Annotated in this window: 20 protein-coding genes and 1 pseudogene; 17 read left to right on the top strand and 4 right to left on the bottom strand. The window is 53.0% G+C overall.

The window, feature by feature from the left end:
* Positions 1–27 precede the first annotated feature (27 nt).
* Positions 28–1,692, bottom strand: a complete 1,665-nt coding sequence (locus J4377_RS10550; protein WP_095603130.1) for an electron transfer flavoprotein-ubiquinone oxidoreductase — start codon at positions 1,690–1,692, stop codon at positions 28–30.
* 422 nt (positions 1,693–2,114) lie between these two features.
* Between J4377_RS10550 and J4377_RS10545 the strand changes: the two genes are divergently transcribed.
* The 14 genes and pseudogenes from J4377_RS10545 (at position 2,115) to J4377_RS10480 (ending at position 14,766) form a co-directional block, all read left to right on the top strand.
* Positions 2,115–2,864 carry an electron transfer flavoprotein subunit beta/FixA family protein gene (locus tag J4377_RS10545; protein WP_038485245.1) on the top strand — a complete coding sequence of 250 codons (750 nt, stop codon included), beginning with the start codon at positions 2,115–2,117 and terminating at the stop codon, positions 2,862–2,864.
* Between the two features lie 14 nt (positions 2,865–2,878).
* Positions 2,879–3,805, top strand: coding sequence for an electron transfer flavoprotein subunit alpha/FixB family protein (locus tag J4377_RS10540; RefSeq protein WP_038485241.1), 927 nt, complete (start codon positions 2,879–2,881; stop codon positions 3,803–3,805).
* Between the two features lie 232 nt (positions 3,806–4,037).
* Positions 4,038–4,649 (top strand): superoxide dismutase, encoded by a 612-nt coding sequence (locus tag J4377_RS10535; protein ID WP_198349106.1) that lies wholly within the window; start codon positions 4,038–4,040, stop codon positions 4,647–4,649.
* Positions 4,650–5,022: 373 nt separating this feature from the next.
* Positions 5,023–5,244, top strand: coding sequence for a glutaredoxin-like protein NrdH (nrdH, locus tag J4377_RS10530; protein WP_009722061.1), 222 nt, complete (start codon positions 5,023–5,025; stop codon positions 5,242–5,244).
* A 9-nt stretch (positions 5,245–5,253) separates the two neighbouring features.
* Complete coding sequence (nrdI, locus tag J4377_RS10525; protein WP_051626497.1) at positions 5,254–5,703, top strand: class Ib ribonucleoside-diphosphate reductase assembly flavoprotein NrdI; 450 nt, start codon at positions 5,254–5,256, stop codon at positions 5,701–5,703.
* Between the two features lie 74 nt (positions 5,704–5,777).
* Positions 5,778–7,883: a class 1b ribonucleoside-diphosphate reductase subunit alpha gene (gene nrdE / locus J4377_RS10520; protein ID WP_217181866.1), complete on the top strand. Its 2,106-nt coding sequence runs from the start codon at positions 5,778–5,780 to the stop codon at positions 7,881–7,883.
* A 43-nt stretch (positions 7,884–7,926) separates the two neighbouring features.
* Positions 7,927–8,898 (top strand): class 1b ribonucleoside-diphosphate reductase subunit beta, encoded by a 972-nt coding sequence (gene nrdF, locus J4377_RS10515; RefSeq protein ID WP_038485235.1) that lies wholly within the window; start codon positions 7,927–7,929, stop codon positions 8,896–8,898.
* Positions 8,899–8,956: 58 nt separating this feature from the next.
* Positions 8,957–9,367 carry an NUDIX domain-containing protein gene (locus J4377_RS10510; protein WP_253485483.1) on the top strand — a complete coding sequence of 137 codons (411 nt, stop codon included), beginning with the start codon at positions 8,957–8,959 and terminating at the stop codon, positions 9,365–9,367.
* A 278-nt stretch (positions 9,368–9,645) separates the two neighbouring features.
* Positions 9,646–10,428: a DUF3450 domain-containing protein gene (locus J4377_RS10505; RefSeq protein WP_038485231.1), complete on the top strand. Its 783-nt coding sequence runs from the start codon at positions 9,646–9,648 to the stop codon at positions 10,426–10,428.
* Positions 10,425–11,795, top strand: a complete 1,371-nt coding sequence (locus tag J4377_RS10500; protein WP_253485481.1) for a MotA/TolQ/ExbB proton channel family protein — start codon at positions 10,425–10,427, stop codon at positions 11,793–11,795. Before J4377_RS10505 ends, J4377_RS10500 begins: the two co-directional genes overlap by 4 nt.
* A 1-nt stretch (position 11,796) precedes the next feature.
* The gene (locus J4377_RS10495; protein WP_089037770.1) at positions 11,797–12,339 is read left to right on the top strand and encodes a MotA/TolQ/ExbB proton channel family protein; all 543 of its coding nucleotides are present in this window, start codon (positions 11,797–11,799) and stop codon (positions 12,337–12,339) included.
* The gene (locus J4377_RS10490; RefSeq protein WP_038485222.1) at positions 12,332–12,739 is read left to right on the top strand and encodes a biopolymer transporter ExbD; all 408 of its coding nucleotides are present in this window, start codon (positions 12,332–12,334) and stop codon (positions 12,737–12,739) included. The genes J4377_RS10495 and J4377_RS10490 overlap by 8 nt, the downstream gene beginning before the upstream one ends.
* Positions 12,736–13,505, top strand: a pseudogene (locus tag J4377_RS10485) (TonB family protein). Before J4377_RS10490 ends, J4377_RS10485 begins: the two are co-directional and overlap by 4 nt.
* A gap of 121 nt (positions 13,506–13,626) precedes the next feature.
* Positions 13,627–14,766 carry a hypothetical protein gene (locus tag J4377_RS10480; RefSeq protein ID WP_370687183.1) on the top strand — a complete coding sequence of 380 codons (1,140 nt, stop codon included), beginning with the start codon at positions 13,627–13,629 and terminating at the stop codon, positions 14,764–14,766.
* Between the two features lie 69 nt (positions 14,767–14,835).
* Here J4377_RS10480 and xthA read toward each other — a convergent pair whose 3' ends face one another.
* Together xthA and J4377_RS10470 are read right to left on the bottom strand one after the other, a co-directional pair.
* Positions 14,836–15,669, bottom strand: a complete 834-nt coding sequence (gene xthA, locus J4377_RS10475) for an exodeoxyribonuclease III (RefSeq protein ID WP_038485213.1) — start codon at positions 15,667–15,669, stop codon at positions 14,836–14,838.
* Entirely contained in the window at positions 15,669–15,917 is a 249-nt protein-coding gene (locus J4377_RS10470) for a hypothetical protein (protein ID WP_038485210.1), read from the bottom strand. Before J4377_RS10470 ends, xthA begins: the two co-directional genes overlap by 1 nt.
* A 145-nt stretch (positions 15,918–16,062) precedes the next feature.
* Between J4377_RS10470 and rhlB the strand changes: the two genes are divergently transcribed.
* A complete protein-coding gene (gene rhlB / locus J4377_RS10465) occupies positions 16,063–17,337 on the top strand; it encodes an ATP-dependent RNA helicase RhlB (protein ID WP_038485207.1) in 1,275 nt (424 codons plus the stop codon).
* Positions 17,338–17,342: 5 nt separating this feature from the next.
* Positions 17,343–19,472, top strand: a complete 2,130-nt coding sequence (gene dinG, locus J4377_RS10460) for an ATP-dependent DNA helicase DinG (protein WP_038485204.1) — start codon at positions 17,343–17,345, stop codon at positions 19,470–19,472.
* A 78-nt stretch (positions 19,473–19,550) separates the two neighbouring features.
* On the opposite strand, the gene J4377_RS10455 is transcribed toward dinG, so the two are convergent.
* On the bottom strand, positions 19,551–20,627 hold the full coding sequence (locus tag J4377_RS10455) for a 3-deoxy-7-phosphoheptulonate synthase (RefSeq protein WP_038485201.1): 1,077 nt from the start codon (positions 20,625–20,627) through the stop codon (positions 19,551–19,553).
* Between the two features lie 378 nt (positions 20,628–21,005).
* Here J4377_RS10455 and rpoE point away from each other — a divergent pair, with 378 nt between their 5' ends.
* The gene (rpoE, locus tag J4377_RS10450) at positions 21,006–21,605 is read left to right on the top strand and encodes an RNA polymerase sigma factor RpoE (RefSeq protein ID WP_038485199.1); all 600 of its coding nucleotides are present in this window, start codon (positions 21,006–21,008) and stop codon (positions 21,603–21,605) included.
* Positions 21,606–21,710: the final 105 nt, after the last annotated feature.

The following is a 21,710-nucleotide window of genomic DNA, read 5'->3' as shown; positions in this document are numbered from 1 at the left end:
AGTGATGCGGATTACATAGTCGGATGGTTACATATTGGGATAGTTAGGCCCGCCGCCGCCTTCTGGTGCTACCCAGGTAATATTTTGGGCAGGGTCTTTAATATCGCAGGTTTTGCAGTGCACGCAGTTCTGGAAGTTGATCTGGAAGCGTGGCTTGCCTTGATCATCTTCCACCACTTCATAAACCCCCGCAGGGCAGTAGCGTTGGGCCGGTTCTGCATAGGTTGGCAGGTTGTCGCGAATCGGCAGCTCTGGATCTGCTAGGCGCAGATGGCAGGGCTGGTCTTCTTCGTGGTTGGTGTTGGACAAAAAGACGGAAGTCGATTTATCAAACGACAATTTGCCATCGGGCTTCGGATAAGTGATTTTTTCAAACTCGGCTGCAGGTTTTAGCGCGCCGTGGTCGGTGGTGGTGTCGTGAACGTTGGGTAGCTTATTGCCCAGTAGTTGATTGGCGAAGTTGTAAGCACCGCCGCCTACCGTGCCATATTTATGGATAGCAGGGCCAAAGCTTGCGCTCTCTTTTAGCTCTTCATAGGCCCAGCTGGCTTGCCATTTCTCAGTGAAGCTACTTAGCTCCTGAGCACCTTCATCACCCCCCTTAATGGCTTCAAAGACGCTTTCTGCAGCGACCATGCCGGATTTCATCGCTGTGTGCAGGCCTTTGATTTTGGCAAAGTTCAGCGTGCCCGCATCGCAGCCAATCAATAGACCACCCGGGAACGTCATTTTCGGTAGGCAGTTAAAGCCGCCTTTGGTAATGGCGCGCGCACCATAAGCAACCCGTTTGCCGCCTTCTAAATATTGGCTAAGCACCGGGTGATGCTTCATGCGCTGGAATTCATCAAAAGGTGACAGCCAGGGGTTTTTATAACCAAGATCCATAATGAGGCCAACGACGACCTGCTGATTTTCTGCGTGGTAAAGGAACCAGCCGCCGTGAGTGTCTTTTTCAAGCGGCCAGCCCGAGCCGTGAAGCACAAGTCCGGGTTCATGTTTGTCGGCGGGAACATCCCACAGTTCTTTCAAGCCAATCCCATAGTGCTGCGGGTCACGACCAGCATCTAGTGAGAACTCTTTGATTAACCGTTTACCCAAGTGGCCGCGGGCACCTTCGGCAAATAGCGTGTATTTCGCGCGCAGTTCCATGCCTGGCATATGGCCATCTTTGGGAGTGCCATCTGCGCTAACACCCATGTCGCCAATGAGGATGCCGCGTACTGCACCATCTTCGATAATTACGTCCTGGGCAGCAAAGCCAGGGAAAATTTCCACCCCAAGAGCCTCGGCTTGCTCGGCCAGCCAGCGGCATAGGTTGCCTGCGCTAATCACATAGCGGGTAAGATCGCCGCCAGTGTTATGCATGCTTTTTGGCACTAGCGCATTAGGAATTTTTTGCGCTTTTTGAGCATCTTTTAATAGATAAACATCGTCACGAACGGCAGGTGTGTTAAGCGGTGCGCCGCGCTCTTCCCAATCAGGAAATAGTTCTGCCAGTGCGCGGGGCTCAAAGACAGCACCAGAAAGAATATGGGCGCCGACTTCGGAGCCTTTTTCTACTACACAAACCGTCAACTCTTGTTCTGCTTGATTTGCCTGTTGCATTAGGCGGCAAGCGGAAGCTAGGCCAGAGGGGCCAGCCCCGACAATGACTACATCGAAGTCCATGACATCGCGTTCAACATTTTCCACCCGGCTTCTCCTTATTCTCATAAGAGCCATTATTTACAAAAACTAGCCTGTACAAACGTCAAATGAGCGTTATGAGAACTAGCTTATAAAAAGATGGCCTTAATTTTAAACGGTCGTTTGCTTCTGGTTATGCTCCATGATAGGCATAATACCCCTGTAAGGTCACCCCTACGATGGCAAAAGCACCATTTATCCATGGAGTTTACATCGCTGCTACGACCAAGGCCGTAGTTAATCGGTGTTGTCGCTAGTCACTAGGTTGTGGCAAATTGATAGGGTTTTTCATTTACAGACCTATCAAACGCTTGCATGAATTTTTTAAGGTGTCGTTTTAAATACACGTCGCCCCTATTTTAGAAGCATCAGCTGGTACGATGCTGAGACAAGCTAACGGCTTCCATCACAAGCCAAGCGAGGAATCTATGAAAGTACTCGTCGCGGTTAAACGCGTCATCGACTATAACGTCAAAATCCGCGTGAAAGCGGACAACTCTGACGTTGATCTTACCAACGTCAAAATGGCGATGAACCCCTTCTGCGAAATTGCCGTAGAAGAAGCGGTGCGCCTCAAAGAGAAGGGTGTTGCGACAGAAGTCGTGGCCGTTACCGTTGGCCCTAAGGCGGCTCAAGAGCAGTTGCGCACCGCGCTAGCGCTTGGGGCAGACCGTGCTATTCATATTGAAACCGACGAGCGCGTTGAGTCGCTTGCGGTAGCCAAGTTGCTAGCTAAGGTTGTTGACGAAGAGCAGCCTGGTTTAGTGATTCTCGGTAAGCAGGCTATCGATACCGACAACAATCAAACGGGCCAAATGCTGGCCGCGCTGACCAATCTACCCCAAGGTACTTTTGCCTCTGAGGTTGCTGTTGACGGTGACAAGGTCAACGTCACTCGCGAAATCGATGGTGGTCTGCAAACCGTAGCGCTTTCTCTGCCCGCTATCGTTACCACCGATTTGCGTTTGAACGAGCCGCGTTACGCGAAGCTTCCCGACATCATGAAGGCTAAGAAGAAGCCGCTGGATACCAAAACGCCCGCTGATTACGGGGTTGAAGTGGCCTCCAAGGTGAGCCTGCTCAAAGTGGAGTCCCCGGCAGAGCGCAAAGGTGGTGTTAAAGTCGCCTCGGTAGATGAATTGATCGACAAACTGAAAAACGAAGCCAAAGTGCTTTAATAGGAGCTGATCTCATGAGCATTCTGGTACTTGCCGACCTTCATGAAGGTCAGTTAGCGGGCGCAACCGCTCACGTAGTTGCTGCTGCCAAGGCGATTGGTGGTGACATTGACGTGCTGGTGGCCGGTGAAGGCGTTCAGGCGGCGGCTGATGCTGCTGCAAAGCTTGAAGGCGTCAATAAAGTTCGCGTTGCCGATAACGCTGTTTACGCCCATCAGCTTGCCGAGCCAATGGGCGCTCTATTGGTTGAGTTGGCTGGCGACTATACCCACGTGTTGGCTAGCGCCTCTACCACTGGCAAAAACGTACTGCCGCGCTTGGCTGCCTTAAAAGATGTTAGCCAGCTGTCCGACGTGATTGGCGTTGAAAGTGCTGATACTTTCCTGCGTCCAATTTATGCGGGCAACGCCATCGCCACAGTAAAAAGCGACGACGCACTGAAAGTGATGACCGTGCGTACCACTGCGTTTGATGCGGTCGAGAGCACGGGTAGCGGCTCTGTAGAAGCGGTAGAAGTAGTGGTCGAAAATGGTCAGTCTAGCTTTGTTAAGCAAGAGCTGGCGCAATCCGACCGTCCGGAACTTGGCGGTGCCAAAGTAGTGGTGTCTGGTGGTCGTGGTATGGGCAACGGCGAAAACTTTAAGCTGCTTGACGGCATTGCTGACAAGCTGGGTGCTGCCATTGGTGCATCACGAGCGGCCGTAGACGCTGGGTTTGTGCCCAATGATATGCAGGTTGGCCAAACCGGTAAGATTGTGGCCCCTGAGCTGTATATTGCTGTGGGTATTTCTGGTGCTATTCAGCACTTGGCGGGCATGAAAGACTCTAAAGTCATTGTTGCGATCAACAAAGACGAAGAAGCGCCCATTTTCCAAGTCGCCGATTACGGCTTGGTGGGTGATCTCTTCGAGGTTCTGCCGGAGCTTGAAAGCAAGCTATAAGCCACTGAATCTAAACTGGCTAAAAGCCGACTTCACCAGAAGTCGGCTTTTTTATTGGCGATGAGTTCGATAAACTGCCAATAGTTGACTAAGGTACTGGGGTATAAAACGTATCGGTTATCAATAATCGCTGCTCACGGTAATTAATTATAGCCGTGATGGTTGAAAAAGGTGGGGTAAGACCACACCTAGTTGAGTGAACGTAACAAAAGCCACTTAAGGAGAAGTTAGCATGGCACATACACTTCCAGAATTACCGTACGCTTATGACGCACTTGAGCCGCATATCGATGCGATGACGATGGAGATTCACCACTCTCGTCACCACAACACTTACGTCACTAGTCTGAATGCTGCGCTTGAAGGCACGGGCCTTGAAGACGTGCCGGTAGAAGAGCTGGTTGCCAATCTTGATCGTGTACCTGAAGAGAAGCGTCAAGCCGTTATTAACCACGGCGGCGGCCATGCCAACCACTCTATGTTCTGGCAAATGATGTCACCTAATGGCGGTGGCCAGCCTCAGGGTGATGTAGCAAAAGCTATTGAAGCTGAACTAGGCGGTCTTGATGCGTTCAAGGAAGCGTTCAAGAAAGCAGCGTTGGGTCGCTTTGGTAGCGGCTGGGCATGGCTTTCCGTTACACCTGAGAAAAAGCTGGTCGTTGAAAATACCCTGAACCAAGACAGCCCGCTAATGCATGGCAACACGCCGGTATTGGGTCTGGATGTTTGGGAGCACGCATACTACCTGAAGTTCCAAAACAAGCGCCCTGATTACGTAGAAGCCTTTTTTAACGTAGTCAATTGGGAAGATGTTGAGCGTCGTTATCAGGCGGCTATCGCCTAAACTCACGCGCTGTGAGAAAGGCGCCAAGCTCGTTGGCGCCTTGGAAAAAAACCGCTTCCATTGAGAAGCGGTTTTTTTGTTTTTGGGAGAAGGTTTAGCTATTTCTGAAGCCGCTCTTGTGATGGCCCTAATGAGAGCTATTGAGAGCGTTCGTGGGGTGGTTAGGGGAGGGGTGTTTTAGACGGCTATTGAGAGGCTGCTGGGTATGATATTGGGTACGAGCTGTCAATAACCTGTGGATGAAAAAAATACCATATATGCTTGAATTGATTTTCTCATGGTCTATATATAGTATGCGTTGTGTCTTCCAGAGAGGGCGAGCACAAGATATGCTCTACCCGAAAAACACCGCTATGAAAAGGAAAAAATAGCCATGGATATCCAAATTTATAGCAAGCCTGCTTGTGTTCAATGCACTGCTACCTACCGTGCGCTGGATAAGCAGGGCCTAGAATATACCGTTATCGATATTACTGCTGAAAGCGGTGCCCAGGAGGAAGTGGAAGCGCTGGGTTATCGTCAGTTACCCGTCGTGGTTGCGGGTGAGGATCATTGGTCTGGTTTTCGTCCTGACCGCATTCAAGCACTAGCGTAAAACGTCGCTATGCAAAACGCTGATGTGGAAGCTGGGCGTAATCGTTCTTTAGTTTATTTTTCCACTAAGTCAGGCAATACCCACCGTTTTATACAAAAGCTTGGCTTAAGCGCTCAGCGGCTGCCACTAAACCGTGAAGAACCGACACCACGCATAGAACAGCCCTACATATTAGTGACACCTACCTATGGTGGCGGCTATGCCGAAGGGGCAGTGCCGGGGCAGGTGATCCGATTTTTAAACGATGAGCACAATCGACATCTCTTACGGGGTGTTATTGCCGCTGGTAATACGAATTTTGGTGAAGCATATGGGTTGGCAGGGCGAATCATTGCCCAAAAGTGCCAAGTGCCGCTGCTTTATCGATTTGAACTGTTTGGCACTGACGACGATGTCGCCAAGGTCCGCAAAGGAGTAGAAGAGTTTTGGAAACGTCAAGCTCAGTCTCTAACAACGTAGCTTCTAACAACGTTGCTACAAAAAACTCGGCAGAAACAAAACGGCCTACTGCGGGGGCATCCGAGGCGCGTACCCTGGATTACCATGCGCTGAACGCGATGTTGAATCTATACGGTGCCAACGGTGAATTGCAGCTCGATAAAGATCGCGAAGCCGCCCGCCAGTATTTCCTGCAGCACGTTAATCAAAACACCGTGTTCTTCCACTCGTTGGAAGAGAAGCTCGATTACCTAGTGGAAGAGCAGTATTACGAGGCAGAAATGCTGGCCCAGTACAGCTTTGCCTTTATTAAGGCGCTGTTTGAGCAGGCATACGCCTATAAATTCCGTTTCCCGAGCTTCTTGGGCGCTTTCAAGTATTACACCAGCTACACGCTGAAAACGTTCGACGGTAAGCGTTACCTTGAGCGCTATGAAGACCGTGTCTGCATGGTGGCGTTGACGCTGGCGCGTGGCGATGAGGCATTGGCCAAGTCACTGGTTGATGAAGTTATTAGCGGCCGTTTTCAGCCTGCTACGCCGACTTTCCTGAACTGCGGTAAACAGCAGCGCGGTGAGCTGGTTTCCTGCTTCCTGCTGCGTATTGAAGACAACATGGAGTCGATTGGTCGCTCGATTAACTCCGCGTTGCAGCTCTCTAAGCGCGGCGGCGGTGTTGCCTTCTTGTTGACTAATATCCGCGAGTCCGGCGCACCCATTAAGCGTATCGAGAACCAGTCCTCGGGTATTATCCCGATTATGAAACTGCTGGAAGATGCCTTCTCCTACGCTAATCAGTTAGGTGCGCGCCAGGGCGCAGGTGCGGTTTATTTAAATGCTCACCACCCGGATATTCTGAGTTTTCTCGACACTAAGCGTGAAAATGCCGATGAAAAAATCCGCATTAAAACGCTGTCGCTGGGCGTAACGATTCCGGACATTACCTTTGAGCTGGCCAAGCGCAACGACGATATGTACCTGTTCTCGCCCTACGATGTTGAGCGGGTTTATGGCGTGCCGTTTGGGGATATCAGCGTGACCGAGAAGTACCATGAAATGGTCGCGGATGCGCGCATTCGTAAGCACAAGATCAATGCACGTGCATTCTTCCAAACCCTGGCCGAGCTACAGTTCGAATCGGGCTATCCGTACATCATGTTTGAAGATACGGTTAACCGTGCGAATCCGATTGCCGGTCGTATCAATATGAGCAACCTTTGCTCTGAAATTCTCCAGGTGAATACGCCCACCGAATACGATGACGATCTTGGCTATCGTCAGGTCGGTCAGGACATCTCCTGTAATCTTGGTTCGATGAACATCGCTAAAGTGATGGACTCAGGCGATATTGGCACCAGCGTTGAGATTGCCATTCGTGGTTTGACCGCGGTTTCTGAGATGAGCAACCTGCGCAGTGTGCCTTCCATTGCTGAAGGTAACGCCAAGTCTCGCGCCATTGGCCTCGGGCAAATGAACCTGCACGGTTTCCTGGCGCGTGAACACATTTATTATGGTTCGGAAGAGGGCTTGGACTTTACCAATCTCTACTTCTACTGCGTGGCATTCCATGCGATTCGTGCGTCTAACCAGCTGGCGATCGAACACAGCGAAGCCTTTGCAGGGTTTGAAGACTCCACCTACGCATCGGGCGCTTTCTTTGATAAGTACACAGATCAAGCGTGGCTGCCGAAAACTGAGAAAGTGCGTCACTTGTTCGAGCGTAGCGGTATTGCATTACCTACCCAGGAAGATTGGCAGGCGCTAAAGGCATCGGTAATGGCGCACGGACTGTATAACCGTAACCTGCAGGCGGTGCCGCCAACGGGTTCTATCTCATATATCAACCACTCTACCTCTAGTATTCACCCGGTGGCAGCGAAAATTGAGATCCGTAAAGAAGGCAAGCTGGGGCGTGTTTACTATCCGGCGCCATTCTTGAACGAGGCGAACTTCGATTATTTCCAGGATGCCTATGAAATTGGCCCTGAGAAAATTATCGATACCTATGCTGAAGCGTCTAAACACGTTGATCAGGGTCTGTCGTTGACGCTGTTCTTCCCTGATACCGCCACCACGCGGGATATCAACAAAGCGCAAATTTACGCGTGGCGTAAGGGCATCAAGACGCTTTACTACATCCGTTTACGCCAGAGCGCGCTTGAAGGTACGGAAGTAGAAGGCTGCGTCTCCTGCTCGCTGTAATCGTATATCGCTTTTATTAGATCATGTTGGTGAGAGAATTCTGATGACCACTATGCAACGCTTATCGCGGGTCGATGCGATCAACTGGAACCGCCTTCAGGATGATAAAGACCTGGAAGTGTGGAACCGCCTGACCAGCAATTTCTGGCTGCCGGAAAAAGTGCCGCTCTCCAACGATATTCAATCGTGGAACACCCTGACACAGCAGGAAAAACAGCTGACGATTCGCGTGTTCACTGGCCTGACGCTGCTCGATACAATCCAGAGCAGCGTGGGAGCGCCGGTATTAATGGAGGATGCACGCACACCCCATGAAGAGGCGGTTTATACCAATATTGCCTTTATGGAATCGGTGCATGCGCGCTCATACAGCTCGATTTTCTCAACACTGTGCGCGACGCGGGATGTAGATGATGCGTTTCGCTGGAGTGAAGAAAACCCGACGCTGCAGGCGAAGTCTGAGTTGATTCTTGAGCGTTACCGCTCCGACGATCCGTTAATGCGTAAAGTGGCTAGCGTCTTCCTTGAGTCATTTCTGTTCTACTCGGGTTTCTACCTGCCGATGTACTGGTCGAGCCACGCCAAGCTGACCAACACGGCTGATCTGATTCGTTTGATCATTCGTGATGAAGCCGTGCACGGCTACTACATTGGCTACAAGTTCCAGCAAGCGCTGGCAGAAGCCACGCCCGAGCGCCAGCAAGAAGTGAAAGACTACGCTTATGAGCTGCTGCTAGAACTTTACGACAACGAAGTGCGCTACACCGAATCGCTCTATGATGAGGTGGGTTTAACGGAAGACGTGAAGAAATTCCTTCACTACAACGCCAATAAAGCGCTGATGAACCTCGGGTTTGAACCGTTGTTCCCCAGCAGCGTCACCGACGTCGATCCAACCATTATGGCCGCGCTTTCTCCGAGTGCGGATGAAAACCACGACTTCTTCTCCGGTTCTGGTTCTTCCTACGTGATTGGTAAGGCCGTTGCCACCGAAGACGACGACTGGGCGTTTTAAGCTTACCATCGGCGGCTTTTCAACGTCGTTGATAGCTTGATGAGGCAAGGAGGGAGCAGTGTCGGGCAATATTGATAAGGCGCAGAATTTGCTGAAAATAGCAGCGGCAGTCGTGAGCGACTCTTCAGGGCGCTTGCTACTAGTACGCAAGCAGGGCGCGCGATTTTTTATGCAACCAGGCGGTAAAATTGAGCAGGGAGAGGAAGCCATAGCGGCACTCTGCCGTGAGTTAGAGGAAGAAGTTGGCTTACGTATAGCAAGTGATCAGTTACTTCCTTTGGGCATGCAGCGTGCTTTAGCAGCCAATGAGCCAGACACCGTGATTGAAGCGCAGTTGTTCAGTCTGGTGATTGATCAGCCTGTCCATGCTGGGGCGGAGATTGCTGAAACGGTTTGGGTAACCCGCGAAGAGGCATTAAAGCTGCCGTTGGCACCGCTGACCAAACAGCATGTTGTGGTTGCTGCTTAGAAGCGCTTTCCCTGTATTTTACTGCCCCTGTGTTTTTACTGAACCTGTATTTTTACAGACCCTATGTCTTTACTGAAGGGCGCCACTTGGCGCCCTTTTTTATGCTGGAGTGACGGTCTGCAGCGAAGCACTATTGAATGCTAATGATAAATATTGTCATTTATTCTATTAGTGTTAGGCTATGCACTGCTTAAACGAAACGCAAATCGTTCATTATACCTAATGAGTTTCTAGCGCGCCGTTAATGGCGACGTGCTAATCAGTAACGGAGACGTAACGTGCTGAAAAGGCCTTTCTTTGCCTTGCATGGAGGCTGGCTTGCCGGAGTGCTGGTCAGCGGTACGCTAATGGCAAGTGATGAGACAGTCGATCAAGCGGCCCAGAGTGTCGAGGCCCAGCAAGCGCAGTCCGCACTTCAGCAGCAAATTGATGAGGCTGATGACGCCACGCGTTCAGCGATTGAAGAGCTACGCCGCCTAGAGCGGGAAACCCGCCAGATGGAAGCATCCAATGCTGCTTTAAGTGGCCGCCTGGCCAGTGAAGCCGAGCGCCAGCAGCGCCTTGGTCAGGCGCTCGATACGTTAAGCGACACGCGCGCCGCGCTGCCTGCTGTTGAGCAGGATATGACAGAGCAGCTAATCAGTTGGATCGAGTCTGACCTGCCGTTTCTGAAAGCCGAGCGTTTGGCGCGTGTTCAACCCACTGAGCAGCAGCCTTCAGAAAGTGCGGCGCGCATTGCCAATTTGCTGGAAGCTTGGCGTGCTGAATTGGCGTATGGCCGTGAAGTGGATAGCTGGCGTGGTCGTTTGCAATTAGCAGAAGGTAATCCGCGTGAAGTGGAATATTTGCGCATTGGCCGAATCGGCTTTTATTACCTAACCCCTGATGGTCGAGAAGGGGGTATGTGGGATAAGGCGAGCGGTGAGTGGCAGGCACTTGATGAAAGCGCCCGCCGCGAGGTGCGTAACGGTCTACGTATTGCTGACGATCAGCGCACGCCAGAGCTGCTGCGCCTACCGCTTTCCATTATTGCTAACGACCACGCAGGGGGCCAGCAATGAGTCTGTTAACACGCCAGCGAGGCGCGCGCAGAAGCATAATCTGTTTTGCATTACTGGCAAGCCTTCTGGGCGGCAGTATGGCAATGGCGCAAACTGACAGCGTTGGTTCGTTACGTGAAGCTCGCGAAGCCGCTGAGGCGCGTGACCAAGCGCGCTTGCAGTCGTTCCTTGAAGATCAAGAGGCACTGGATGAAGCGTTAGCAGAGGCGCGGGCTGAGCATCAAGCTGCAGAAGAACAGAAAGTAGCATTAGCTGCGCAACAGCAGGAACAAGCGCAACAGGCTCAAGCGCTGGCCGCGCGCCAGGAAGAGCAGGGCGAAGCGCTCACCTCGCTACTGGCGGATCTGTCACGGCACAGCGAAGAGGTGCGTAACGAACTAGGCAGTGATAGCTGGTTGACGCTAGATGCTAATGCGTTACCACCGCGTCTCAATGAGATCGAGGTGCTGGAGCGTCAACAAATCGAAACTGTCGTGGACAGTTTAGCGACGCTAACGCTGAGCACTGGGTGTGCCGAGCGCCTTGAATTACCGGTGGCCGATGCCAGTGGCGAGATTGAATCGAGAAGCGTTGTGCGCTTGGGTGATTTTGCAGCGTTTACTGACACAGCGTTGCTCAGGAAAGGCCAGGATGATGGTGGCTTGGCTGAAGTGCCGCATACTCCTGCTGAAATCAGTGATGTGCTGGCGGCCTATCATCAAGGTGAAAGCCGCGTATTTGCCATTGATCCTACCCAAGGTAGCGTGTTGCAAGCTCTTGCTCAGCAGCCAAGTCTCTGGGAGCGATTCCAGCAGGGCGGTTATGTCGGTTACGTAGTGGTAGCGCTGGGTGGCTTTGGTCTATTAGTGGCATTGGCGCAGTACCTTTACCTGGTCGTCGTCAGTGCACGGCTGCACCGCCAGCGTAAAGCGCTGGATCAACCGAATGCTAATAACCCGCTGGGTCGCGTGCTCCAGCGTTTCCAGGAGATGGATAAGCACCAAACACCGGAAGCACTGGAAGCGAGGTTGGATGAGGCGGTGTTGGCTGAACTGCCGCGTATCGAGCGTGGCCAGCCGATTGTTAAGCTGTTGGCAGCCGTTGCGCCGCTACTGGGTCTGCTGGGTACTGTGACCGGCATGATTGTCACCTTCCAGGCGATTACCGTGTTCGGTACCGGCGACCCGCAGCTAATGGCGGGTGGTATCAGTCAGGCGCTGGTAACAACGGTGCTGGGGCTTGTGACAGCAGTGCCGCTACTATTTGCTCAGACAGCCTTAGCGAGTCGGAGTCGCTTGATTACCCAGGCCATTGAAGGTGAAGCAAGTGCCACCTTAGCTGACCATCTTGAAGCGCAGTCGACGGCTAATGCGCAAGCGGTGACCTAATATGCCCACGTTACCTCTTTGGCTTGAGCCCGTTGAGCGGCTGCTTGATGCCGGTGGTGCCGTTTTAGTGGTGCTGGCATTCGTTGCCGTGCTGGTGTTTGGGATGGCAATTGAGCGCTGGTGGTATTACCGCTTTAGTTGGCGGCGTGCCCGTCGCCAACTGATTCGTCGCTGGGCTGCACGCAGTGATCACCGTAGCTGGAGTGCACGCACGCTACGCAATGTCTGGACAGAGGCGCTGGTTGCTAAGCTACGCCGCCCGTTGCCCTGGATCAAACTGCTTGTAGCGTTATGCCCACTGCTAGGCTTGCTGGGTACTGTCACCGGTATGATTACCGTGTTCGATAGCCTTTCTCTTAGTGATACTCATCAGGCGCGGGCCATGGCCGACGGTGTTGCCCGTGCCACGCTGCCCACGCTAACTGGCATGGCAATTGCTGTGGTGGGGTTGCTGTTTATTAGTCGTTTAGAGCACGTGATTCGTCGCGAAGACCAGCGGTTACACGACCGCTTAGCCCGTGCCTTGGAGGAGAATGATGCGTAGACGCCGTTCCATAGACACCACGGCTGATAGTAATGAAGTTAACCTAACGCCGATGCTGGACGTTGTCTTTATCATGCTGATCTTCTTTATTGTGACGACCAGTTTCATTAAAGAGAGCGGTGTTGAGATTGAACGCCCCGAAGCGGCAGCGGCAAGCCCGCGCCCCGACGCACAGGTACTGATTGCTGTGACGCCGGAGGGGGCTGTTTGGGTCGATGGAAAGCCAGTTGATGTGCATCGTATTGGCCAGCAGGTCGCCGGCATGTTGAGTGATGATGGCTCCGTTGTTATCCAGGCCGATCGGGAATCCACGACTGGCTTGTTGATTGAAGTGATGGATCGCCTCAAGCAGGCGGGTGTTGACCAGATCGCCGTGGCAGCGAGCCGGAGTGCACCATGATTCGTCATGTCCTCTCGATACTGGGTGGCATTGCCTTAGCCGTTGGCTTGTTTTGGATGTTGGCGCTACTGGTGGCGCCCCGGAGCGCTCGCCAGAAGAACCTATAATGTCAATGTCGATGACTATGATAGAAGCGCCAGAGATGGCGCCAGAGCAGGAAGCGCCGCCGCCTGCGCCTTCAGAGGCAGCGCCAGTAACACCGCCGCCGATGCCTATGCCAGCGCCGGCACCTATCGCTGAGAGTACGATTGCGCTACCTGAGGTAGAGCTTCCTGACGAGCCAGTGGAACCGGTTGAGTTGGAGAGTGAGTTACCAGAGCTGACTGAAATTACTCCCGAACCCACCCCGCAACCCACGCCGAAGCCGTCTCCACGACCAGCGCCGCAACCTGACCCTGCGCCACCACAGCCAGCAGCAACGGCAGCGCCTTCTCCTGCGCCTTCGACAGCGCAGCGTGAGGCCGCGCCAGTGGCAGAGCCCGCGCCATCGAATGAGCCTGTCAGTGTCGGGCAAGTTGCTCCGACCAGTCGCGTGAACCCTTCTTATCCGCCGCGTGCTCAGCGGCGGGGCATGGAGGGCTTTGTGGAGGTCGAGTTTGTTATTCGCCGAGATGGTAGCGTCGATAACGGCACGATTCGCGTGACGCGGGCACAGCCGAGGCGAGTGTTTGAAGACGCAGCCCGCGAAGCGATCGCGCGCTGGCAGTTCGAACCCGGTCAGCAGCTTCGTCGCGCCACGCAGCGTATTGAATTCCAGTTGAGATAGCCCGTTGAGTTAGTCCGTTGGAACAGCTCGTTGGAATAGCTCGTTGGAATAGCTCGTTGGAATAGTTCGTTGAAATGGTTTGTTGGAATGGTTTGTTGGAATGGTTTGTTGGAATGGTTCGTTGAGTCAGTCCATTGAAAATGCCAGTCGAGGAAAGAGTATGCAGCGTTGGGTGGGAATCGCCGTATTAAGCGCGCTAAGCGTCATGGCGCACGCGAACGAACCGCTGCCGGGTGATATTGTTCGCGATCTTAATGGGTTGCAAAGCCAATTAGCTGAGCAGCCCAGCGGCGAGGCTGATAGCGATGTGCTCAACCGTATTACGCGACATGCGCGATCCCAGGCAGAGCGCCTCGCTGGCGGCAATCGTGCGGACCAGTGGGCGAGTGCGCTCTATCATCAACTCGCCGCGAGTGCGTTGGTGCGTCAAGGTGATCACGTTGCGGCAGCTGATGAGTTAGCCAGCGCACGACAGCGCCCTAGCGTGCCTAGCAGCCAAATTCTACGCTGGCTGCGTGATGAGGCGTCGCTACGTCGTGCAGGTAACCAGAGCACTGAAGCTATCACGCTATATGAGCAGTGGCTAACCCAGTCCAAGGGCAATCCGCACTACGATGAATCTGCGTGGCGACTCGTTCGCTTATTAGCGGAAGAGGAGCGCTGGGAAGACGCCGCTGAATGGTTGTCCCCGCTACTGCAAAAAGGCGGATTGACTGACGCGCAGCAGGCACTAACCACGGTGGTGTTACGCAATGCGGGACAAAACGAGCAAGCTCTCGGTTGGCTAGTGGGTGATTTGAATGCGCAGAGCGAGCCTGATGCTTGGCGTCAGGCGGCAGGGCTTGCCCAGCAAGCAGGTCAGGCTGGTGTGGCGGCTGGCGTGTGGGAGATGGCGTGGCAGCTGGGGAAGTTCACCACGGTCGAAGATCGCTTAACGTTAATTCGTCTGCATTTAGCGGGTGGTACGCCAGCTAGGGCAGGTGAACACTTGGAAGTGGCTATTCAAGAAGGTGTGTTGGCGCGTGATGAAGAAACGTTGCGGCTGCTGGCGGGGGCGTGGCAGCAGGCGAGGCATGTTGATAAGGCGTTAAGCGCTTGGAGAGCACTTGCTGAGAACACTCAGCAAGCGGAAGACTGGCGGCAGTATGGACAGCTGGCTTATCGCTGGGGGCAAGATGATCAGGCCGAGGGAGCGCTTATCAAGGCGGCGAATCTGGGTGATGATCAGGCAGAGCAGTGGTTGGCGAATTTTGAAGAGTGAAGTGACAAGCCCTCGGTAGACGCCCCTCGAATAACGTAAGGGGCGTATGTGTGTTTGGCTTGTTTGTGCTTAGTCTGTCTGGGAAAGCATCAGCGCAAAATCACTCCAGGTAGGAGCGTGATCGGAAGGCCGCTCCATACCGCGCAGTTCATAATCAATGCCTGCACCGGTGACGCATTCGGCAAGCGGTTTAGACACCAGAATGTAGTCAATGCGCAGGCCGCGTTTTGGCTCGCGGTCAAAACCTTTTGAGCGATAGTCAAACCAGCTGAACCACTCACTATTATCTGGGTGGCACAGTCGATAGCTGTCGCTGAGGCCCCACGCTTTTATACCTTCAAGCCATTCTCGCTCGATAGGCTGAAAGCTGGCTTTGCCCTCGCGTAACCAGCGTTTGCGGCTTGGTTCGCCAATACCAATATCCTGATCTTCCGGCGATATGTTGAAATCTCCCATGATCGCCAGCTGTTCTTCAGGATGGTGCTGGTTTTGTAGCAGGCTTGCCAACTGCTGATAGAAGCGCGCTTTATGAGGGAATTTAGTTGGGTGTTCAACGTTTTCACCCTGGGGGAAGTAGCCATTCCAAACAGTGACCGGTTCACCATTATCGGCTAGTAACCGTACGCCAATCATCCGGCGTTGGGCGTCTTCCTCATCATCAGGGAAGCCATAAAATACCGCTTGGGGTTTTTGCCGACACATTAAGGCAACCCCGTAATGGCCTTTTTGACCGTAATAAAAAACGTGATAGCCCATGGCTTCAACGTCAGCCAGAGGAAACTCGCTGTCGTGTACTTTGGTTTCCTGTAGGCCAATGACGTCTGGCTGCTGCGTATCAATCAGCGCTTGAAGCTGATGAAGCCGTGCCCGAATGCCATTGATATTAAACGAGACCAAACGCATTACGAACGATCTCCTGAAGGGTTGTCTCCTTCTTTATCAGGATGGATGGCAATATTCTGCCCGTCTTGCTGGCGTGCCAGTTTACGCACCGCTTGAAGCTTGCGTTGTTGCTGCTTCTTAGCCACAAAGCGGCGTGAAGGAGCCACTTGGTCAGGGTTGTCATGGCGCCATTTTTTGTAATCTTTGCGGCGACCAGTGCGGATAGTTACCTTATCCGCTAGCGAACGAGTTTTTTTCTTACGCGTCATGTCGCGCTCCTTGGGTTAATTTATGCCTCATTCTAACAGGCAAGCGCACTCCTTCGACAGCAGGACGCGCTCTTATCGCCAACCCCTGGTACAATGCGCACTTCGTGATGCCTAACATCCACAGCAATGGACAGATACACAGCCTATGAGCGAGTCGGAACAGACCACAGCATCGGCCCAGAACCGCAAGCCTAAACGCCGCCGTCGGAAGCCGCGTCGTCGTCAATCGAACTGGGATCTTCGTCAGTTTCAGGTGCCCGCCGTTGCCGGCAAGTGGCGCTTCCATGACTTTGATTTACCGCTGCCTTTAATGCGTGCCATTCATGCCCAAGGGTTTGAGTACTGCACGCCTATTCAGTCAGAGGCACTGCGTCACACGTTGCTGGGTGGCGATATTGTCGGCAAGGCGCAAACAGGCACCGGAAAAACCGCCGCCTTTTTGATCTCGGTAATGGCTTATTTTCTGGAAGAGCCGACCCCTGATGGCCAAAAACAAGGCGCACCCCGTGCGTTGATTATTGCGCCTACCCGGGAGCTGGCACTGCAAATTGAAAAAGATGCTAAAGCGCTTGCTCGCTTCACGCAGCTCAATGTGGCCAGTGTTGTCGGCGGTATGGACTATCAAAAGCAGCGCGACAGCTTGGGTAAGAAGATCGATATCCTGGTGGCAACACCCGGTCGCTTGCTGGATTTCCACCAGAAGCGCGATATTGACCTCTCCGAAGTTGAGGTGTTGGTATTGGATGAAGCGGATCGCATGCTTTCCATGGGTTTTATTCCCGATGTGAAACGTATTATTCGCTATACGCCTAAGAAAGAGGAGCGCCAGACGTTTCTGTTCTCGGCAACCTTCACCGACGATATCTTAAGCCTAGCGAGTCAATGGACGCTCGATCCTGCTCATGTAGAGATTGAAGTCACCGTTGAGAACCAGGCAGATATCGATCAGCGTGTTTATCTAGTCTCTGATGACGACAAGCAGCGACTGTTGGTTAACCTGCTGACGCAGGAGAGCTTCGAGCGCGTGATGGTGTTTGGTAACCGTCGTGATCTCGTGCGCAAGCTAGATGATTTGCTGAAAAAAGCAGGCGTCAGTGTTGCTATGCTGTCTGGTGACGTGCCACAAAATCAGCGCATCAAAACCTTGGAGAGCTTCCGTGAGGGAGAAATCCAAGTGCTGGTGGCAACTGATGTCGCAGGGCGTGGTATTCATATTGAAGATGTCAGCCACGTGATCAACTACACGCTGCCGGAAGACCCAGAAGATTACGTTCATCGCATTGGACGTACCGGTCGTGCGGGTGCCAAAGGCGTCTCGATTAGTTTTGTTGGCGAAGAAGATGCGTTCTCGCTACCAGAAATTGAGCGCTACATTAACGGTAAGCTGCCCTGCGAACATCCGCCGGAAGGCATGCTGTAACGCGCATGCTCGATAATGCGCTGAAAAGTGATATTCAAGACGCCTATCGTCGCGTGGTGGAAAAGCTTGAGCTGACACCACGCTACGGCCAGCGTCTGATGATCGCAGAAATCGCTCGTACGCTAGGTGGCATTGAGCAGGATAGTGAAGGCAAGCGCACAAACGATAATCATGTGTGCGTGCTGGAAGCGGGTACTGGAACCGGTAAAACGCTTGCCTATCTGATTGCCGCATTGCCGATTGCTAAGGCGCAGGGAAAGCGATTGATTGTTTCCACCGCGACGGTGGCACTGCAGGAGCAGGTGCTTAATCAGGACTTGCCTTCGCTTGCCAGTCATAGCGGTATTGCCTTTCGTTACGCCTTGGCAAAAGGGCGTGGCAGATACGTATGTGTTGCGCGCCTTGATCAGGCGTTAGAAGGCTCTGAGCCGAACCCGACACTGTCGCTGTTTGAGCAGTCACTTCAATCCCACAGCAGTGACTTTTCCCTATTAGCCACGGATCTGGCCGAAGCCTACGGAAAAGGTGAGTGGGCAGGTGATCGCGATACATGGTCGGCGTCGATCGACGACGGTCATTGGCGACAGCTTACGGTGGATCATCGTCAGTGCACCGGGCGTCGTTGTGGTCATTTCGGTGCCTGCGCCTTTTTCCGTTCCCGGCGTGATCTGGAAGATGCCGATATAATCGTGGCCAACCATGACTTGGTTCTTGCTGACCTAGCACTGGGGGGTGGGGCGATTCTACCTGATCCCGCTGACTGCATTTTTGTCTTTGATGAAGGCCACCACCTGCCGGATAAGGCACTTTCCCACTTTGCCCATCGCTTTGCGGTGCATGGTTGCCTGCGTTGGTTAAAAACACTGAAAAGCAGTCTAACCGATCTGCATCAAGGGTTAGCAGTTCAGCCGACGATTGCGCGTTTGCTCGCTGGGCTACCTGAGCTGCTGCATAGCTTAGAGCCCGCTTTGGGCGATGTGTTTAGCATGGGGCACCAGCTGGCTGGGCGGGAAAACGGCTTGTCGGATGAAGAAGCTAATCATCAACTTCGTTTTGAAAAGGGTCAGGTACCAGAAGCGCTTCGCGAACAAGCTCAGCAACTACTGGTTATGTTCGCCACGCTGTCACGCAGTCTGGAGAGCATTAGCGATATCCTGCGCGAAAGCCTCGACCCTGATAAGCAAACAGGGTTGGATAGGGATCAAGCCGACACGTGGTTGCCGCTGATTGCACTGCTGCATGGGCGTTCGCTTGATGCCCATTCACTATGGCAAGCGTTCAGTGAGCAGGATGCTGCCAATGCGCCGCCCAGTGCTCGTTGGATTACGCTTAGTCGTGTGGCAGGAGAGCCGGAAATTGAGTTTTCGGCAAGCCCCGTATCCGCGGCGCATACCCTTGCGAAACATTTGTGGGGTCGCTGCCATGGCGCGGTAGTAACGTCAGCAACACTTACCGCGCTGGGGCGTTTTGAGCGAATCCAAGAGCGCGCTGGGCTAGCAAACCGCTATCGCTATCAGGCGTTGCCGAGCCCCTTTGATTACGCCAATGCCATTCTGCGCGTACCTAAGGAGGCGACCGATCCCAGTGATCGTGATGCCCATGAAAGCGCCATTGTGAATTTCGTGACCCAACTGGGAGACGACGAAGCTGCACTGGTGCTGTTTTCTTCCCGGGCGCAATTGCGAGCAGTGGAAAAAGCCTTGCCTGCGGCGGCTAAGGGGCGGGTGTTAGCGCAGGATGCGTTACCCAAGCACGAATTGCTTGAGCGTCATCGCGCGGCTGTCGATGATGGCAATGGGAGCATCATTTTTGGCTTGGCTAGTTTTGCTGAAGGTATCGACTTGCCTGGCGACTATCTCACCCATGTGGTGATTACCCGGCTGCCATTCGCAGTGCCAGATGATCCTGTGGGGGCTACGCTTGCCGAATGGATTGAAAGCCAGGGCGGTAACCCATTTATGCGGATTAGCGTTCCAGATGCGTCAATCAAGCTAGTGCAGGCCTGTGGGCGATTGATCCGTAAGGAGAGCGACCGCGGTGTCATTACGCTGTTGGACCGCCGGGTGATTACGCGTCGATATGGCCAGGCGTTGCTAGATGCACTGCCGCCGTTCAAGCGAGAAATCATGCCGTAATAAAAGGTAGCAATAAAAACGCCCCGCTAAGGCGAATTACCTTGCGGGGCGCTTATGGCTAGCGTTGCTAGCCGTTTTTTACTGTGCGATACGCTGGGCGAGCACTGGTGCAAGCTTGTCGTTCATGCGGGTAAAGGTTTCTACCGTTGTGTCCCAATCAATGCAGGCGTCGGTGATGGAAACACCATACGTTAGCTGGCTAAGATCGGCAGGAACTTTCTGGTTGCCCCAGCCAATGTTTGATTCAACCATCAGGCCAATGATGGACTTGTTGCCTTCTAGGATTTGGTTGGTGACGTTTTCGAGCACCAGCGGCTGTAGGCCAGCATCTTTGTTAGAATTGGCGTGAGAGCAGTCGATCATAATGTTGGCTGAAAGATCAGCTTTTTTAAGCTCTTTTTCAGCCAGAGCAACGCTGACGCTATCGTAATTTGGCTTGCCATTACCACCGCGCAACACGACGTGGCCGTAAGCGTTACCCCGTGTACGGATAATCGCAACTTGGCCTGCGTTGTTGATACCCAGGAAGTTATGCGGGCTGGCAACAGACTGCAGGGCATTGATAGCGACGTCGAGGCTGCCGTCGGTGCCGTTTTTGAAGCCGACTGGGCAGGAGAGCCCTGATGCCATTTCACGATGGGTTTGCGATTCTGTAGTGCGTGCGCCGATCGCAGACCAGCTAATGCAGTCTTGCATATACTGGGGGGAGATCGGGTCTAACGCTTCCGTTGCGAGCGGCAGGCCAAGCTCAGCCAAATCGACAAGTAGCTTGCGCGCGATATGGAGGCCTTCATCAATTTCGAAAGAGTCGTTAAGATGAGGGTCGTTTATCAGCCCCTTCCAACCTACTGTGGTACGGGGTTTTTCGAAATAGACGCGCATGACAATGAACAGGCTGTCGCTCACTTGATCTGCCAATTTACGCAGGCGGCGGGCATAGTCCAGTGCGGCATCGACATCATGGATGGAGCATGGACCTACAACGACGAGAAGCCGGTGATCTTTACCATCGAGGATGTTTTGGATGGTATGGCGGCCCTCAATAACAGAGCGTTCCGCAGCTTCTGTCAGCGGAATAGTCTCTTTAAGGGCTTCGGGGGTGGTGAGAACATCCTGTGCAAGGACGTTAAGATTACTAACCTGCTGATCTGACATCTTGCTACCTGTGCGTGCGCTATGGACTAAAAGTGGCTCTACTATGGCGTGTCAGGCAGGTAAAAATCAATTGTTACGGAACTTGATCTAGACGAAAAGTGTCACGGTCAAGATTTGCGGGGGCTGTGGGTCAAGTTGAGCGGAATGAGGGGGGGAGTGTGTGTAAGCGCTTGATGCCCCGCTAAGAACGCGCAACACTAAGTACCATTGAATACTTTTTCACACTGAATGTGGTTAGCGAATCATTCATTATTATCTGTCATCATTAAGATTAACTAATGCCCAAGGGACACTATGCTGCTTGCTGTGAAGGCCCACATGAAAGGGCGAAGAGAGATAACGCTCGGCGTAAGTCGTACGAGCGGGAGGGGGGTGTGAATGGGCACTCGTGAAACAGACCAGCAGTTGGTTGAACGTGCCCAAAAAGGTGATACACGCGCTTTCGATCTACTGGTCAAAAAATACCAGCACAAAATTATTGGATTGATCGGACGTTATGTTCACGATCATTCCGAAGTACAAGACGTGGCGCAAGAAGCCTTTATCAAAGCGTATCGAGCACTGGGGAAATTTCGGTCGGAAAGTGCGTTTTACACATGGATGTACCGTATCGCGATTAACACTGCCAAAAATCATTTAGTGTCTCGGGGGCGTAGACCGCCCGGCAGTGATCTGGATATTGTCGATGCTGAAATGGTTGACCAAAGTGGACGGTTGGCTGACGCAGAGTCGCCAGAGGCATCGATTGCTCGGGATCAGTTGGAAGCAGCCGTTTACGAAGCCATCGAAAATCTGCCAGATGATTTACGTACAGCGATCACGCTGCGTGAACTGGATGGTCTTGCGTATGAGGATATTGCCCAAGTGATGCAATGCCCCGTAGGAACCGTGCGTTCGCGTATTTTTCGCGCCCGCGAGGCGGTTGATGAGCATATACGCCCATTAGTGACAACGGCCCGGAATAGTCGTGATGAGTAAGGGGCAGAGAGCTGTAGGAGCAGAGCTTTAAATTCACATTTGATTACGTTTTTACATTTTTTGTGAACTGTCTGGAAAGTGAAGCGTCATAGAACCTGACGATCT

Source organism: Halomonas sp. XH26 (assembly GCF_024138895.1).
Taxonomy (GTDB): domain Bacteria; phylum Pseudomonadota; class Gammaproteobacteria; order Pseudomonadales; family Halomonadaceae; genus Vreelandella; species Vreelandella alkaliphila.
The sequence above is the reverse complement of the archived record's forward strand: the minus strand, read 5'-3'. Positions and strand labels throughout refer to the sequence as shown.